Annotated in this window: 15 protein-coding genes and 1 pseudogene; 8 read left to right on the top strand and 8 right to left on the bottom strand. The window is 68.8% G+C overall.

The annotated features are described in order from the left end of the window. Window positions 1–71 precede the first annotated feature (71 nt). The 3 genes from dnaJ (at window position 72) to ACFYQA_RS33305 (ending at window position 3,319) form a co-directional block, all read left to right on the top strand. On the top strand, window positions 72–1,268 hold the full coding sequence (dnaJ, locus tag ACFYQA_RS33315) for a molecular chaperone DnaJ (RefSeq protein ID WP_388926041.1): 1,197 nt from the start codon (window positions 72–74) through the stop codon (window positions 1,266–1,268). A gap of 5 nt (window positions 1,269–1,273) precedes the next feature. Continuing rightward, window positions 1,274–1,726, top strand: a complete 453-nt coding sequence (locus ACFYQA_RS33310) for a heat shock protein transcriptional repressor HspR (RefSeq protein WP_388926038.1) — start codon at window positions 1,274–1,276, stop codon at window positions 1,724–1,726. Between the two features lie 486 nt (window positions 1,727–2,212). Beyond that, window positions 2,213–3,319 (top strand): substrate-binding domain-containing protein, encoded by a 1,107-nt coding sequence (locus tag ACFYQA_RS33305; RefSeq protein ID WP_388926035.1) that lies wholly within the window; start codon window positions 2,213–2,215, stop codon window positions 3,317–3,319. Between the two features lie 169 nt (window positions 3,320–3,488). Here the strand turns inward: ACFYQA_RS33305 and ACFYQA_RS33300 are convergent, their stop codons facing one another. The 6 genes from ACFYQA_RS33300 to ACFYQA_RS33275 all read right to left on the bottom strand — a co-directional run bounded on the left by ACFYQA_RS33300 (window position 3,489) and on the right by ACFYQA_RS33275 (window position 6,752). After that, the gene (locus ACFYQA_RS33300; RefSeq protein ID WP_388926032.1) at window positions 3,489–4,127 is read right to left on the bottom strand and encodes a DUF418 domain-containing protein; all 639 of its coding nucleotides are present in this window, start codon (window positions 4,125–4,127) and stop codon (window positions 3,489–3,491) included. Window positions 4,128–4,318: 191 nt separating this feature from the next. Next, a complete protein-coding gene (locus ACFYQA_RS33295; protein ID WP_388926029.1) occupies window positions 4,319–4,591 on the bottom strand; it encodes a hypothetical protein in 273 nt (90 codons plus the stop codon). Next, window positions 4,588–5,505: an ABC transporter ATP-binding protein gene (locus ACFYQA_RS33290; protein ID WP_388926026.1), complete on the bottom strand. Its 918-nt coding sequence runs from the start codon at window positions 5,503–5,505 to the stop codon at window positions 4,588–4,590. The genes ACFYQA_RS33295 and ACFYQA_RS33290 overlap by 4 nt, the downstream gene beginning before the upstream one ends. Continuing rightward, a complete protein-coding gene (locus ACFYQA_RS33285) occupies window positions 5,498–5,764 on the bottom strand; it encodes a hypothetical protein (protein ID WP_388435471.1) in 267 nt (88 codons plus the stop codon). Before ACFYQA_RS33285 ends, ACFYQA_RS33290 begins: the two co-directional genes overlap by 8 nt. 85 nt (window positions 5,765–5,849) lie before the next feature. Beyond that, on the bottom strand, window positions 5,850–6,101 hold the full coding sequence (locus ACFYQA_RS33280) for a hypothetical protein (RefSeq protein ID WP_388926023.1): 252 nt from the start codon (window positions 6,099–6,101) through the stop codon (window positions 5,850–5,852). 228 nt (window positions 6,102–6,329) lie between these two features. Further along, on the bottom strand, window positions 6,330–6,752 hold the full coding sequence (locus ACFYQA_RS33275; RefSeq protein WP_388926020.1) for a helix-turn-helix transcriptional regulator: 423 nt from the start codon (window positions 6,750–6,752) through the stop codon (window positions 6,330–6,332). A 284-nt stretch (window positions 6,753–7,036) separates the two neighbouring features. Here ACFYQA_RS33275 and ACFYQA_RS33270 point away from each other — a divergent pair, with 284 nt between their 5' ends. Next, window positions 7,037–8,101: a LuxR C-terminal-related transcriptional regulator gene (locus tag ACFYQA_RS33270; protein WP_388926017.1), complete on the top strand. Its 1,065-nt coding sequence runs from the start codon at window positions 7,037–7,039 to the stop codon at window positions 8,099–8,101. On the opposite strand, the pseudogene ACFYQA_RS33265 reads toward ACFYQA_RS33270, so the two are convergent. Together ACFYQA_RS33265 and ACFYQA_RS33260 are read right to left on the bottom strand one after the other, a co-directional pair. Further along, window positions 8,064–9,069: pseudogene (locus ACFYQA_RS33265) on the bottom strand (helix-turn-helix transcriptional regulator). The gene ACFYQA_RS33270 and the pseudogene ACFYQA_RS33265 sit on opposite strands and share 38 nt — an antisense overlap. 9 nt (window positions 9,070–9,078) lie before the next feature. After that, on the bottom strand, window positions 9,079–10,056 hold the full coding sequence (locus ACFYQA_RS33260) for a helix-turn-helix transcriptional regulator (RefSeq protein WP_388926014.1): 978 nt from the start codon (window positions 10,054–10,056) through the stop codon (window positions 9,079–9,081). 138 nt (window positions 10,057–10,194) lie between these two features. On the opposite strand from ACFYQA_RS33260, the gene ACFYQA_RS33255 reads away from it, so the two are divergent. The 4 genes from ACFYQA_RS33255 (at window position 10,195) to ACFYQA_RS33240 (ending at window position 14,718) form a co-directional block, all read left to right on the top strand. Continuing rightward, a complete protein-coding gene (locus ACFYQA_RS33255) occupies window positions 10,195–10,437 on the top strand; it encodes a hypothetical protein (RefSeq protein WP_388926011.1) in 243 nt (80 codons plus the stop codon). A gap of 3 nt (window positions 10,438–10,440) precedes the next feature. Next, window positions 10,441–10,776, top strand: coding sequence for a hypothetical protein (locus ACFYQA_RS33250; protein WP_388926008.1), 336 nt, complete (start codon window positions 10,441–10,443; stop codon window positions 10,774–10,776). 640 nt (window positions 10,777–11,416) lie between these two features. Next, a complete protein-coding gene (gene clpB, locus ACFYQA_RS33245; protein WP_388926005.1) occupies window positions 11,417–14,014 on the top strand; it encodes an ATP-dependent chaperone ClpB in 2,598 nt (865 codons plus the stop codon). Window positions 14,015–14,187: 173 nt separating this feature from the next. Next, window positions 14,188–14,718: a YbjN domain-containing protein gene (locus ACFYQA_RS33240; RefSeq protein WP_388926002.1), complete on the top strand. Its 531-nt coding sequence runs from the start codon at window positions 14,188–14,190 to the stop codon at window positions 14,716–14,718. The last annotated feature ends 127 nt before the right edge of the window (window positions 14,719–14,845 follow it).

Here is a 14,845-nt window from a genome sequence, read left to right as displayed (position 1 = left end):
ACGCCGGCGGAGGCGGGCAGGACGAGCAGGTCGGAAGAGACCGGCGGGGCAGGAGAGGAGGGACGTCGGGGATGAGTACCAAGGACTTCATCGAGAAGGACTACTACAAGGTCCTCGGCGTCCCCCAGGACGCCACCGAGGCCGAGATCAAGAAGGCGTACCGGAAACTCGCCCGTGAGTACCACCCGGACGCCAACAAGGGCAACGCCAAGGCGGAGGAGCGGTTCAAGGAGATCTCCGAGGCGAACGACGTCCTCGGCGACCCCAAGAAGCGCAAGGAGTACGACGAGGCCCGCTCGCTCTTCGGCAACGGTGGTTTCCGTGCGGGGCCGGGCGCGGGCGGTGCCGGGTCGTTCAACTTCGACCTGGGTGACCTCTTCGGGGGCGGCCAGGGCGGCACTCAGGGCGGCGGCCAGGCCGGCGCCGGCGGCTTCGGCGGCGGGATCGGTGACGTCTTCGGCGGACTGTTCAACCGCGGCGGCACGGGCACCACGCGTACCCAGCCCCGGCGCGGCCAGGACATCGAGTCCGAGGTCACCCTGAGCTTCACCGAGGCGATCGAGGGGGCGACGGTCCCGCTGCGGATGTCCTCCCAGCAGGCCTGCAAGGCCTGTTCGGGCACCGGCGACAAGAACGGCACACCGCGCGTGTGCCCGACCTGCGTCGGCACCGGGCAGGTCGCCCGGGGCAGCGGCGGCGGCTTCTCGCTCACCGACCCGTGCCCCGACTGCAAGGGCCGCGGCCTGACCGCGGAGAACCCCTGCGACATCTGCAAGGGCAGCGGCCGGGCCAAGTCCTCGCGGACGATGCAGGTGCGCATCCCGGCGGGGGTCAGTGACGGCCAGCGGATCCGGCTGCGCGGCAAGGGCGCTCCGGGCGAGCGCGGCGGCCCGGGGGGCGACCTCTACGTGGTCGTGCACGTCGGCGGCCACCCGGTGTTCGGCCGCAAGGAAGACAACCTCACCGTCACCGTCCCGGTCACCTACCCGGAGGCGGCGCTCGGCGGCGAGATCCGCGTCCCGACGCTCGGCGGTCCGCCGGTCACGCTGAAGCTGCCCCCGGGGACACCCAACGGGCGGACCATGCGGGCCCGCGGCAAGGGAGCGGTCCGTAAGGACGGCTCGCGCGGTGATCTGCTGGTCACCGTCGAGGTGAGTGTTCCCAAGGACCTGCCGGGGAAGGCTCGTGACGCACTGGAGGCGTATCGAGAGGCGACCGCGGACGATGATCCGCGGGCGGAGTTGTTCCAGGCCGCGAAGGGAGCTTGAGGGCGATGGACGGTCGTCGACGCAATCCGTACGAACTGACGCAGGACACTCCGGTCTATGTCATTTCGGTGGCGGCCCAGCTCTCCGGGCTGCACCCGCAGACGTTGCGTCAGTACGACCGTCTGGGGCTCGTCTCGCCGGACCGCACCGCGGGCCGGGGCCGCCGCTACTCGGCCCGTGACATCGAGCTGCTCCGTCAGGTGCAGCAGCTGTCGCAGACCGAGGGCATCAACCTGGCCGGCATCAAGCGCATCATCGAACTGGAGGACCAGGTCGCCGCGCTCCAAGTCCGGGTGGCGGAGCTGGAGGGTGCCCTGGACGGCGTGGCCGCGACCATGCGTCAGCGCGAGGCGGCGGTGCACGCGTCGTACCGCCGGGACCTGGTGCCGTACCAGGAGGTCCAGCAGACCAGTGCGCTGGTGGTGTGGCGGCCCAAGCGCCAGCAGCAGACCGACTGACTGCCGGCGTCCGGTTCGGTCGACCTGCGTGCGTGCGTCCGGTCGGCGCGCGTCCGGTCCGGTCGCCGTCGGACGGCGCGAAAGCGTCGGTCCGGGGCGATGGTGCGGTGACGGAAGTAGCTCAGTGAGAAGGCTGCGGCCTGACGGAGAAGTTCCGTTTGGCGCAAAAGTGAAGTACCGGCAGGGGCTCGGAGGTTCGGACGAACCTCCGAGCCCCTTCTGCGTACGGGCTGCTGACGGACCGTCACCCGGAGTCCCGGGCGTCTCCGTGTACGCCCCGCGCACGGCTGTGAGCAGCACGTGTATGCGCGTGTGGGATATATGTGCGATTCTTTCGCCGAGCCCACACGACTTCAGCGCACGGTGCTGTGTTCATCTCGTTAAGTAGTTGGTCTTGACGCCACTGGTCGCTGGAGCGTTGGCTTTTCAGTCACATGGGCCGCAATGTTTGCCCACGTCCAAAAACGTACTGAAGTGAGCCCTCGCATGCGTCGTATCGCCATATCAGTCGCCGCCGCCTCCGTGTCCCTCATGCTCGCCGGTTGCGGCGCGCTCAACGCGACAGGGAGCAGCGACGGAGCGAGCCCCACCAAGGGGAACGATGTCACCATCGGGCTCCTGCTGCCGGAGACGGCCAACACCAGGTACGACCAGTTCGACTACCCCATCTTCAAGAAGAAGGTGGAGGAGCTCACCAGTGACAAGGGCAAGGTCGACTACGCCAACGCCGATGCGGACGCGGGCAAGCAGTCGAGCCAGATGCAGCAGATGATCAAGGACAAGGTCGACATCATCGTGCTGGACGCGGTCGACGCGCACGCCATCGCCGAGGACGTGAAGAAGGCCAAGGACGCGGGCATCCCCGTCATCGCCTACGACCGGCTGGCCGAGGGCCCGATCGACGCGTACATATCCTTCGACAACGAGCTGGTCGGCGAGGTCCAGGGCCGCTCCCTGCTGGAGGCGCTCGGCGGCGACGGCGGGGTCACCAGCAAGATCGTCATGATGAACGGCTCGCCGACCGACCCGAACGCCAAGCAGTTCAAGGCGGGGGCGCTGTCCGAGCTCCAGGACGCGGTGACCATCGCCAAGACCTACGACACCAAGGACTGGAAGCCGGAGAACGCCGAGGCCAACATGGCCGAGGCGATCACCGAGATCGGCGCCGGCAACATCGTGGGGGTCTACTCCGCCAACGACGGCATGGCGAGCGGCGTCATCAAGGCGCTGAAGGCCGCAGGGGTGACCGAGATGCCCCCGATCACCGGCCAGGACGCCGAACTCGCCGGGGTGCAGCGGATCCTCCTGGGCGACCAGTTCATGAGCGTGTACAAGTCCTACTCGACCGAGGCGGACAACGCGGCGGAGATCGCGGTGGCGCGGATCCAGGGCAAGAACATCCAGTTCGACGCGCTGACCAGCGACCGCGTCGACAGCCCCACCCACAAGGACATTCCGGCGCAGCTCGTGCCCGTGGTCGCCCTGACCAAGAAGAACATCATGGACACGGTCGTCGCCGACGGGTTCTACAAGGTCTCGGACATCTGCACGGCCGCCTACAAGGAGGCGTGCGACGAGGCCGGGCTGAAGTAGCCTTCCCGCCCCGGCCGCCGGGCCGTGGAACGTCCTGCCGGGGAGCGCGGATCACCGCGCTCCCCGGCAGAGCTGTTTCCGCACGCCCCCGCACCACCGGTCTGCGGCCGGTGGTGCGGGAGGGCCGTCGGTGTTCGGCCACCCCGCCCTCCGGGAGACCGCGGATCCCTCACCGATCGGCACGTCTTCGTGGCGGGCCCGCCAGGGTGACGCTCCGGAGCAACCACTCGGCGGGGCCGTGCCGGAACCGCTGCGACCATGCCGTGCTGATCGCGAGTTGAAGGCCGTACACGGCGCACACGAGCACCATCAGTGCGGCAGTGCCCATGCGCCCGTAGAGAGAGAAACCGTACGCGGTCGCGAGGACGGTCAGGATCACGGACTGCGTCAGATGGTTCGTCAGCGCCGGCCGGCCTGCGGGGGCGAGCCACTTCCGGATTCCGTCTCCCCGTGACGAGCGGAGCAGGATCAGCAGCAGGCAGGCGTAAGCGCACGTCAGTGCGGGAGCCGTCAGTATCCCCACACCAAGCCCCAGGTACTGCCATCGCTCACCGAGCGGTCCCAGCGAGGCGGATGCGAAGAAGAGTGCTCCCGGTCCCCCGATGATCAGCCCGACGGTGGCGCACCCGATCAGCTGGGAACGGGATGTGCCGTCGCGCGAGAGCAGGGCCCGCTTGCCTGCGGCCAGCCCGAGAAGGAAGGCGGCAAGAACCCCCGGGGCCATGATGAGGACACCGAGGACGGCATCCGGGAATCGGTCCGGATTCGCCTGGAGGACCGTGCCCGCATCGCCGCGGTATGCGCTCACGGTTTCTGCGATCTTCCCTCGGTCGACGCCACTCGATGCCCAGCAGCGCCAGTCCCCGGAGCGCGTCGACGCCGGCCAGGCGCCGGGCGGCCACCGATGCGCTCGGGCTCACGAGGCCGCCCGCCGCCGGTAGCCCAGCCATCCACAGCACGCGAGAACGGTCGCGTAGGAGCAGAATGCGCTCAGACCTGTCAGGGGGCCAGGTCACTGCCGACCAGCCGGGCGACCTCGACAAAGGGCTGTCCGCCCTTCTCCGGCTCGGTTGCCTCCATCGGGAGCAGCACGCCGTTGAGCAGAGCCAGAACAGCCAGCGACCCCAGCACCGCCCAGGTGGAGCGCGGGCCCTTCAACCTCAGCCATTCGAAGTGCACAGCCCGTTTGAGCGCGGTCCCGGCCAGGGGGACGACCGGGACCGCGCGATCATGGGTGGCGGTGTCCGCCTCGTCGGTCACCAGGGGACTCATCGGCTCTCGTACTCCTGATCGGCGACGGACAGGTGGAACTCCTCCAACGAGGTCGCCCGCTCGTCCAGCCAGTGCAACGGCACCGAGTGGTCGGCCGTCAGGTCTCCGACCCGGAATCGCGACAGCCCTGTGATGTGGGCGGTACCGGGACCGGTGACGACGAGGGTCCCGCCTCGCTGCTCGACCAGTTGCGTCAACCTGTCCAGCGCGGGGCTCTCCACGCCGACTCGCCCGTGAGCGATCCTGGAGAGATCTGCCATGGACGTGCCGGCGACGACTCGGCCTCTCGCGAGGACGACGACCTCGTCGGCCAACTGCTCCATCTCGGCCAGCTGATGGCTCGACACCAGAACGGCGCGGCCGTCGTCGGCGAAGGCCCGGAGGAAGCCACGCAGCCAACGCACGGAGTGAGGGTCGAGTCCGTTGGTCGGCTCGTCGAGGATCAGGACGCGGGGATCGCCGAGGAGCGCCTGCGCGATCGCCACGCGCTGCCCCATGCCGAGGGAAAGACGCCCGAGGCGCAGCCCGGCGGCCTCCTGCATGCCGACCCGGCTCAGGACCTCGCCCCCACGTTCATCCGGAACGCCGATGCCTGCGGCCACCATCCTCAAGCGCGTCCGCACGGAGTGCTCGGGGTGTCCGGCGACGCCGCCGAGAACCGCGCCGACCACCTCGGCCGGAGCGTGCCACTGCGCGAGGGAGCGCCCCATGAACAGCGTTTCACCCTCCCCCGGCAACAGGCCGAGCATCATCCGGATGGCCGTGGTCTTTCCCGCCCCGTTGGCCCCGAGGAATCCGGTCACCCGGTGCGGAGACAATTGCAGGGAAACATCGGAAAGTACTCGGCGGCCGCGGAAGTTTTTGGTCAGGTCCCGGGCGGTTGCCAAAGGTGACGGGGCTGCCGGGTCAGCCATGGTTCAACCAGAAGAGAAATCCGGACACGATGAGCAGGGTGAACGAGAACAGAGCGCCGATGCCGAGCTTTTCTCGCCGTGCCAGACACCAGAGGCTCATTCCCACGGGCGGTATCCAGCCGCAGCAGTAGAGAACCCAGCCGGCCGTTCTCGCGCTCTCGGTGTGAAGGAAAACAAACGAAATGAAGGAAGCGCAGACGAATAACGCCGCCATTCCCCACATGTTGTCCGCGACTGCTTGTCCGAGCGGCTTCTTCATGCGTTCTTCCTCTCATGGAGCGGGGCTCCTCCCGGGAGTCGGGGAGGGGCCCCGCTTTTTTCGATCAGATGACCTGCTGGGCCAGTCAGGCGATCAGCTCAGTGATGAGGTGGTTCGGCGACGCCTTGATGGTCCACTTCGCAGGATTGAAGTTCGAAAGGCGGTTGACCCACCTGTCGAAGGCGGCCTTCCCCTTCTTCGCGGCCTTCACGGCTGCCTGGAACAGCGGCTTGCTCTTCTTGAGCAGATCCTTGAGCGCGCTGAGCTTCCCCTGCGCGACCCGCTCCCCCTCCGCGCGGGCCGAGACCTCGGAGCTGAGTTCTAACTCGGGATACACCTCCACTCCACCGTGGCCGACGATACTGCGGCACCGTACGACGACGCGGCAGTGGCAACGGTCCGATGAGCAGAAACGGCCGACGCTGCGGGTGCGGCCACACCCAGAGCCACGGCGGCGACCACCGAAGCGGCGATCGCGCGTGTCTTCTTGTGCGTAGCCCCTCCCCTTAATTCCATGGGGGCGCCTCTGGTGGGGCACCCGGCCGGCCTGTCCGGCCAACGGGAATCAAGGTGCCGTACGGAAGACGGTTCTGCCCATTGGACCTTGGGGCATAGTCCTTGAGGACGCTTCTCCAAGAGAAATGCCTTCACTGTGCAGGTTCGAGAGCAAGGCTGCTGCGAGTCTCGTTTGAATGCCCAGTTTCCGCATCAGGTTTGTCAGGTGTGCTTTCACGGTGCGTTTCGCTGTGCCGAGCCGCCTGGCCATCATGTGATTGGACGGTCCGTCAGTGAGAAGTGCAAGGACCTGTCGCTCTCGGTCCGTCGGCTGATCGAAATTTAAATCCTGTGGAACGCGGAGACGGTTTGCCGCGTCCTGGGTCGTCCCGGCGTCGCTCGGCGCGACGGTGCTCTTCGTTCTGTTGTCCTCCTCGGAAGGAATCGCGAGACCTGCTCTGTCGGTCAACTCGTTGGTGTCCCACCCGGTCACAGTGTTTTTCTCCTTCCCCCTTGGTGCGTCGATGCGGCGACTGCCACCGTGGTCGCGGCAGCATCAGGTGCCCGACGGAATCCCTGAGCGATCATCGACAATCGCACCATTGCGTGCCCGTACACCATCCTCATCTTGTTGCGATGAGGATGGAGAGGGGGTTGATATACGGTGATCAAAGTGACGAAAAGGGGCTTCTGTGTGGCTGAGTCGTGTTGCGGAGCCGGGTGGGGCCGCGCATAGTTGCGCATCGGTAAGTGGCTGAACCGGGGGTGGGGCGGGCAATGGCCGGGCGCGGGACGGACGAGCATCCACATGGTGCTGACCGACTGTGCGACATCGGGGATCGCGTGTACTCCCGGGCCGTACGGCGCGGGCGGGTGCCGCGCCGGGACGCGGAGCCGGTGCCCTGTCTGCTGGACCTGGCGCTGCTGCACCCGGACCCCGACGACATGGACTGGCTGGTGCCGACCGCCCCGCAGGAGGTCATGACCCGGCTGCTGCGCGGGATGTACGACGAGGTCAGCGCGAGCCAGCGCCGCGTGGGTTCGGCCGTCGAGGCCTTCGAGCGGTACGCCGGCCTCGGCCGCGGGACGCAGTCACCGCAGGCCTTCGCCGCCTCGGCGGGGGAGGGCCCGGCGATCCGGGTGCTGGACGGGGTGGCCCGTATCCAGGCCGCGATGGACGAGGCGACCCAGGCGTGCACCACGGAGGTGCTGACGGTCCAGCCCGGCGGCATCCGGCGCGAGGCGGAGCTGTCGGAGGGCCTGCACCGGGCGACGGCGCTGCGCGGGCGCGGGGTGCGGATGCGGGACCTCTACACGCATGTGGCCCGGCACGGCCAGGGGCTGCACACGTACCTGGAGCTGATGGGTGACGCGGTGGAGGCGCGGACGCTGGACGAGGTGACCGAGCGGCTGATCCTCTTCGACCGCACGGTCGCCTTCATCCCCGCCAACGCCGAGCGCTCGATGGCCCTGGAGCTGCGGCACCCGGCGCTGGTGGAGTACCTGGGCACGGTCTTCGAGCGGCTGTGGCGGCTCGCCCTCCCGCTGGCCGCCCCGCTCCCCGACACCGGCTTCGAGGGCGTCTCGCACCGGGAGCGGTCCATCGCGGCGCTGCTCGCGGAGGGCCACCAGGACGCGGTGATAGCGGAGCGGCTCGGGATCAGTGTGCGCACCTGCCGGGCCCACATCGCCCGGCTGTCGGAGACGCTGGGCGCGGCCAGCCGCACCCAGCTGGGCGTCAAGATAGCCCAGACCGGCCTGGACGGCCCGCCGCGAGCGGCAGCGGCCTCCGCCTCCGCCTCCGTCACGAGTCCTGGTCGAGAATCCCGGACTGCCCGATGAGGTGCCCGAGCTGAGCCCGGCTCCCACTGCCCGGTGTCGCGGCGAGCTTGGCGATGTGCACGCGGGCGGTGCGGACGTTCATCCCGAGGCGGTCGGCTATCACGGCGTCGGTGTGGCCTTCGACGAGGAGACGGGCGATGGCGCGCCGGCGGGGCGTGACGCCGTTCAGCGTGGGCCGGCGGACTGTCTGGGGGTACATCGGTGTAGCGAGCCGCCAGAGGCGGTCGAAGGCGGTGGCCAGGTAGCCGACGATCGTCGGGTGCCGGATCTCCAGCGTGACGCGGCCGTCGCTGTCGGAGGGGACGAAGGCGACGGTCCGGTCGACGATGATGAGACGGTCGGTCACTTCGTCGAGAGTGCGGGCCTCCGCGTCATCCCTCAATTGCTCGTATCGCGCGATGACCATCAAGACGTGGCGCCGGCTGTGCGGGTACAGGGTACGGATACGGCCGCCGCGGTCGAGGAATGCCTGGTCGCGTTCCAGGGCGAGGGCCTGAGCCGCCACGCCGCGCCCGGAGCTGTAGTGGTTCCTGTGCGGCTGGACGCACAGGAGTTCGTCGGTCCCTTCCGCCAGAGCTTCGAAGAGGGCCCTGTTGATCCGCTCCGAACCGCTGAGAACCCGGATCATCGGGGTGTCCGCCCTCGTTGTGCGGGGCCTGCCGATCCGCATGAGCGGCTGGAATGTCTCGGCCAGTCGTTCCTCGCGCCGCCGTTCGTCCGCGATCCGCGCTTCGCAGGCCCGCAGCATCCCGGTGAAGGGCGACGGTCGGTTCGACGGGCTCCAGGCGGTTCAGATCGTCGACGGCCGGATGCAGCAGCCCGAAGTCGACCAGACAGGGAGCAGTGCGCGCCTCCTGCGCATGGACGTGCCCCTCACGTAGGGAACGGGCGTACAAATCCACCCCCGCCCCGCACAGCTCCTCCCCTCCGTGGTCGTGGGTCTCCGCCGTCACGTGTGGCTCGCTCATCCCCGGTTCTCAGCGCTCCTGTTCGAGGATCCCCGACTGGGCGACAAGGTAGCCCAGTTGGGCGCGGCTGCCACTGCCGAGGGCGGAGGCCAGCTTGGCTATGTGGGCGCGGCAGGTGCGGACGTTCATGCCCAGGCGCCGGGCGATGGCCTCGTCGACGTGGCCCTCCACGAGGAGCTTGGCGATGGAGTGCTGGATGTCCGTGAGGCCGTCCGAGGTCGATTCGTACGGGGCGCCCATGCTCAGGGGGACCGCACGGGTCCACATGAACTCGAAGACCTTGATCAGGTAGCGGACGAGGCCGGGGTGGCGCAGTTCCAGGGCGACCTGACGGTCGTCACGGGTGGGGATGAAGGCCACGGTCTCGTCGCAGATGACGAGCCGCTCCACGAGTTCGTCGATGGTGCGGTACTCCACCCTGCTGGTGTCGAACCGTGCCACGTACGCCAGCGTCTCGGGGCTGTGGCGGGCGGTGTGCTGGTAGAGGGTCCGGATGCGCACCCCCCGCTCGGTCAGCTGCTGGTCGCGCTCCAGCCCTTGGGTGAGGGTGTGTTCCAGCCGACGACCGCCCGGCTGGACGGTGAGCATCTCGGACCGGCACTGCGCGGTGGCCAGATCGAGGGCGGCGTTTATCCGGCCGAAGCCCTCCAGCACCGTGATCGAGTGGGTGGTCATCGTCGTCTGGGCACTGAGGGCCATGAACGGTTCGAAGGCGTCGGCCAGCTCGATCGACATCCGCCTGCGCTCGGTGATCTCCCGTTCCAGCGGGTTGAGCCGGTGGGCCAGGGCCACCGCAGGGGAGAGGGGGCGCAGCCAGGTGGGGTCGTCCGGGTCGGGGTGCAGCAGGGCGAGCTCCATCAGGCAGGGAGCGGGCTCCACGTCCGTGCGGGCGATGCGGCCCGCGCGCAGGGCGTCGGCATAGAGACGGCTGCCGGCCTCGCACAGTTCGGTGACCGCATGGGGATGTGCCTCATTAGTCTGATTCATTGTCAAATCTCCACCCCACAGGGTCCTGAACATGCAGGAACATGATGCACCGATTGTGTGGCCACGACGTGTCCGAATGAGCCATCGTCGTACGTGACGGGGGAAAAGGGTGATCTTCGAGTGAGGACGAAGCCGACTATGCGCAAGAGAACGCTTCGCTCGGTGCTTGTCGCCGCGTTTTCCGCCGTCATGGCCTTCGGGGCACTGGGTGTCCTGGCCGACACGGAGGGTGATGTCCGGGCGGACAGCAGCTGGGGACCGGTGGTGGGCGCCAAGTCCGTGAACGGGGACAGCAGCTGGGGTGTGCCCGCTCCCGTGGTCGGGGACAGCAGCTGGGGTGTGCCCGCTCCCGTGGTCGCGAACGACAGCAGTTGGGGCTGAGTGATGACCACGCCTCCCGACGACCGATCCTTTCGCCGTGAGATGGCCACCGCCTACCGGTCCGGGTGGCACTTCATCGACCTGGTCACCGCTCTCCCCCACAGCGGTGACTCCCTGATGGTGACCGTGTTCGGTGAACCGGTCGTCGTCACGCGCGAGGAGGACCAGGACGTACGGGCGTACCGGTGCCTGCGAAGGCCCCGTGGGGCGCCGCAACCCGTGCGGTGCGCCATCCGGTACGGAATGATCTTTGTGAACCTGGATCAACGGGACCATGAGCAGGTGGACTCCGTCTCTCCCGCTCCCCGGACCCTCTCGGCCACCCCCCGCAGTGCCTGACGCGATTCCCCCGTCGTAAAAGATCGCGCAGGCGCTTCCCCCGGCAGTGGCGTCACCGTGACCTGAACACGGTGACGCCACTGCGATTTTCGGGGACATTTCCGGGTATGGCCAGGACCGAGTGATGGCCGGAACCGGTCGTCGGACGCTACGGATCTTCACCGCTGCCTCACCCCTGTCCCACCCTGCCTCCCCCCGCGTGTGAGTGCGATCGCCATGATCTCCCGCGCCGGACCCGGTACCGATGGCGCCCGCATGTGACGCCCTGCCCGCACCGTCGCCGCGCACCCCGGCCGGCCCGCACGACGCGCCCGCCGCCCTCAGTGTCACCCGCGGCCGGCGTTGTCGTTCCCCGCGTGCGGGCCCGCTGTGCGCCTCTCGCGTCCGCGCCGCGCTCTCGCGTCCGCCTCGTGCCGTGATGCCCGCCGGGCTCCGTTTTCGTCGTGCGCATGTCTGTGGCCGATGTGCGCGGGCGGTGGTCGCGCCGGAAGCTGGGATGCCCGGGAACTCGACCGCTGCGGCCCTCCCGCCTTCACCTTGAGTGGAATAGACTCAAGTTTGTGTACGCTGACCGAGTCAGCCAAGTCGATGTCGGCCATGAAGGCCGCTGAATGGTCATCGCAAGGAGGAGAACGCGAACGTGGACGCCGAGCTGACCAACCGGAGCCGGGACGCGATCAACGCAGCCGGCAATCGGGCCCTGACCGGGGGACACCCCGACCTGACCCCCGCCCATCTGCTGCTCGCCCTGCTCGAAGGGCAGGAGAACGAGAACATCACCGACCTGCTCGCCGCGGTCGACGCCGACCAGGCCGCCGTACGCGCCGGGGCCGAGCGCGTCCTCGCCGGACTGCCGAGCGTCACCGGGTCCACCGTCGCCCCGCCCCAGCCCAACCGTGAGCTGCTCGCCGTCATCGCGGATGCCGAGGCCCGCGCCCGTGACCTGGGCGACGAGTACCTTTCCACCGAGCACCTGCTCCTCGGCATCGCCGCGAAGGGCGGCGCGGCCGGCGAGGTGCTGGCCGGGCAGGACGCCACCGCGAAGAAGCTGCAGGCAGCCTTCCAGCAGACGAGAGGAGCCCGTCGAGTGACGACGGCCGACCCCGAGGGTCAGTACAAGGCCCTGGAGAAGTTCGGGACCGACCTCACCGACGCCGCCCGCGAGGGCAGGCTCGACCCGGTGATCGGCCGGGACCAGGAGATCCGGCGGGTCGTGCAGGTACTGTCCCGCCGCACCAAGAACAACCCCGTGCTCATCGGCGAGCCCGGCGTCGGCAAGACCGCCGTCGTCGAAGGGCTCGCCCAGCGGATCGTCAAGGGGGACGTGCCCGAGTCGCTGAAGGACAAGCGGCTGGTCGCGCTCGACCTGGGGGCGATGATCGCCGGAGCCAAGTACCGCGGTGAGTTCGAGGAGCGGCTGAAGACCGTCCTCGCCGAGATCAAGGCCTCCGACGGGCAGATCATCACCTTCATCGACGAGCTGCACACGGTCGTCGGCGCCGGTGCCGGCGGCGACTCAGCCATGGACGCCGGCAACATGCTCAAGCCGATGCTCGCCCGCGGTGAGCTGCGCATGGTCGGCGCCACCACCCTCGACGAATACCGCGAGCGGATCGAGAAGGACCCGGCACTGGAGCGGCGCTTCCAGCAGGTGCTGGTCGCCGAGCCGTCGGTCGAGGACTCCATCGCCATTCTGCGCGGCCTGAAGGGCCGCTACGAGGCGCACCACAAGGTGCAGATCGCCGACAGCGCACTGGTGGCGGCGGCGACCCTCTCGGACCGCTACATCACCTCCCGCTTCCTGCCCGACAAGGCCATCGACCTGGTCGACGAGGCGGCTTCCCGGCTCCGCATGGAGATCGACTCCTCGCCCGTCGAGATCGACGAACTCCAGCGCGCGGTGGACCGGTTGAAGATGGAGGAACTGGCGATCGGCAAGGAGACCGACGCCGCCTCCCTCGAACGCCTGGAGAAGCTGCGCCGCGACCTCGCCGACAAGGAGGAGGAACTGCGCGGCCTCAACGCCCGCTGGGAGAAGGAGAAGCAGTCCCTGAACCGCGTCGGTGAGCTGAAGGAGAAGCTCGACGGCCTGCGCGGCCAGGCCGAACGCGCCCAGCGCGAGGGCGACTTCGACACCGCCTCCAAGCTGCTCTACGGCGAGATCCCCGGCCTGGAACGCGACCTGGAGGCCGCCTCCGAGGCCGAGGAGGAGGTCGCCAAGGACACCATGGTCAAGGAGGAGGTCGGCTCCGACGACATCGCGGACGTCGTCGCCTCCTGGACCGGCATCCCCGCCGGCCGCCTGCTGGAGGGCGAGACGCAGAAGCTGCTGCGCATGGAGGACGAGCTGGGTAAGCGGCTCATCGGCCAGAGCGAGGCCGTACGGGCCGTGTCGGACGCCGTACGCCGCAGCCGCGCCGGAATCGCGGACCCGGACCGCCCCACCGGTTCCTTCCTCTTCCTCGGTCCCACCGGCGTCGGCAAGACCGAACTGGCCAAGGCGCTCGCCGACTTCCTCTTCGACGACGAGCGGGCGATGGTCCGCATCGACATGTCGGAGTACGGCGAGAAGCACAGCGTGGCCCGCCTGGTCGGCGCCCCGCCCGGCTACATCGGGTACGAGGAGGGCGGCCAGCTCACCGAGTCCGTGCGCCGCCGCCCGTACAGCGTGGTGCTGCTCGACGAGGTGGAGAAGGCCCACCCCGAGGTCTTCGACATCCTGCTCCAGGTCCTCGACGACGGCCGGCTCACCGACGGGCAGGGCCGCACGGTCGACTTCCGCAACACGATCCTGGTGCTGACGTCCAACCTGGGCAGCCAGTTCCTGGTCGACCCGCTGACCACCGAGGAGCAGAAGAAGGAACAGGTCCTGGAAGTGGTCCGGTCCTCCTTCAAGCCGGAGTTCGTCAACCGGCTCGACGACCTGGTCGTCTTCTCGGCACTGACCAAGCCCGAACTGGAGCGCATCGCCGCACTGCAGCTCGACCGGCTGGGCCGGCGCCTGGCGGAACGCCGGCTCACCCTGGACATCACTCCCGAGGCGCTGGCCTGGCTGGCGGAGGAGGGCATGGACCCGGCCTACGGCGCCCGCCCGCTGCGCCGCCTGGTGCAGACCGCCATCGGCGACCGGCTCGCCAAGGAGATCCTGTCCGGCGAGATCAAGGACGGTGACACGGTCCGCGTGGACCGCGCCGGCGAGGGCCTCCTGGTGGGCCCGGCCACGCGCAAGACGCTGTAATACCCCCCAGGGGTACGGTCTCCATGGTCATCGGAATGTGATCATGGAGACCGGCGCGTGGGGGTACCTCTCGGCCAGGCAGGTTGCCCGGCACGTGCCAAGAGAGAGAGGGTGGGACATACGTCTGGTCCCATCCACGGCCGGACGCCAGACGACCGCAGGAGAGTCCCAGCATGTCCATCGACCCGTCCTCGATTCCTAGTTTCGGGGGCCAGCCCGAGCCGCAGCCCCAGGGCCCCGCGGGCCCCGTGGTCCCGGATCAGGACCTCGTGAAGCAGCTCCTCGACCAGATGGAGCTCAAGTACGTCGTCGACGACGAGGGAGACCTCGCGGCGCCGTGGGAGCAGTTCCGTACCTACTTCATGTTCCGCGGGGAGGACGACCAGCAGATCTTCTCCGTGCGGACGTTCTACGACCGGCCGCACGGCATCGAGGAGAAGCAGCAGCTCCTCGAGTCGATCGACGACTGGAACCGCCGCACCCTGTGGCCCAAGGTCTACACCCACACCCATGACGACGGCACCGTCCGCCTCATCGGTGAGGCCCAGATGCTGATCGGCACGGGCGTCAGCCTGGAGCACTTCGTCTCCTCGACGGTCAGCTGGGTGCGGGCCGCGATCGAGTTCGACAAGTGGCTCGTCGAGCAGCTCGGCCTGGAGCAGGAGCTCAACGAGTCGGAGAAGCCCGAGGACGACGAGGAGTAGGAAGCCCTCCGCTTCCCACCCGCGTACCCGCGAAGGAGCCGGGCGCCCGGGGGGGGCCCCGGGGGGGGCCCCCCCCCCCCGGCCCGGGGGGGGCCCCCGCCCCCCCGGCCCCCCCCCACAACAACCC

The sequence above is a fragment of the Streptomyces sp. NPDC005774 genome (genome assembly GCF_042871645.1).
In the GTDB taxonomy this organism is placed as follows: Bacteria; Actinomycetota; Actinomycetes; order Streptomycetales; family Streptomycetaceae; genus Streptomyces; species Streptomyces pratens.
Note: the sequence above shows the minus strand (reverse complement) of the source record. Positions and strands in the feature narration are given on the sequence as shown.

Excerpts from the sequence above, each read along its gene's own strand:
- ACFYQA_RS33260 (WP_388926014.1), bottom strand. The coding sequence starts at position 10,056 with ATGAATCAGACTAATGAGGCACATCCCCATGCGGTCACCGAACTGTGC.
- ACFYQA_RS33295 (WP_388926029.1), bottom strand. The coding sequence starts at position 4,591 with ATGAGTCCCCTGGTGACCGACGAGGCGGACACCGCCACCCATGATCGC.
- ACFYQA_RS33240 (WP_388926002.1), top strand. The coding sequence starts at position 14,188 with ATGTCCATCGACCCGTCCTCGATTCCTAGTTTCGGGGGCCAGCCCGAG.
- ACFYQA_RS33285 (WP_388435471.1), bottom strand. The coding sequence starts at position 5,764 with ATGAAGAAGCCGCTCGGACAAGCAGTCGCGGACAACATGTGGGGAATG.
- ACFYQA_RS33305 (WP_388926035.1), top strand. The coding sequence starts at position 2,213 with ATGCGTCGTATCGCCATATCAGTCGCCGCCGCCTCCGTGTCCCTCATG.
- ACFYQA_RS33290 (WP_388926026.1), bottom strand. The coding sequence starts at position 5,505 with ATGGCTGACCCGGCAGCCCCGTCACCTTTGGCAACCGCCCGGGACCTG.
- ACFYQA_RS33250 (WP_388926008.1), top strand. The coding sequence starts at position 10,441 with ATGACCACGCCTCCCGACGACCGATCCTTTCGCCGTGAGATGGCCACC.
- ACFYQA_RS33270 (WP_388926017.1), top strand. The coding sequence starts at position 7,037 with ATGGCCGGGCGCGGGACGGACGAGCATCCACATGGTGCTGACCGACTG.
- dnaJ (WP_388926041.1), top strand. The coding sequence starts at position 72 with ATGAGTACCAAGGACTTCATCGAGAAGGACTACTACAAGGTCCTCGGC.
- ACFYQA_RS33255 (WP_388926011.1), top strand. The coding sequence starts at position 10,195 with ATGCGCAAGAGAACGCTTCGCTCGGTGCTTGTCGCCGCGTTTTCCGCC.
- ACFYQA_RS33310 (WP_388926038.1), top strand. The coding sequence starts at position 1,274 with ATGGACGGTCGTCGACGCAATCCGTACGAACTGACGCAGGACACTCCG.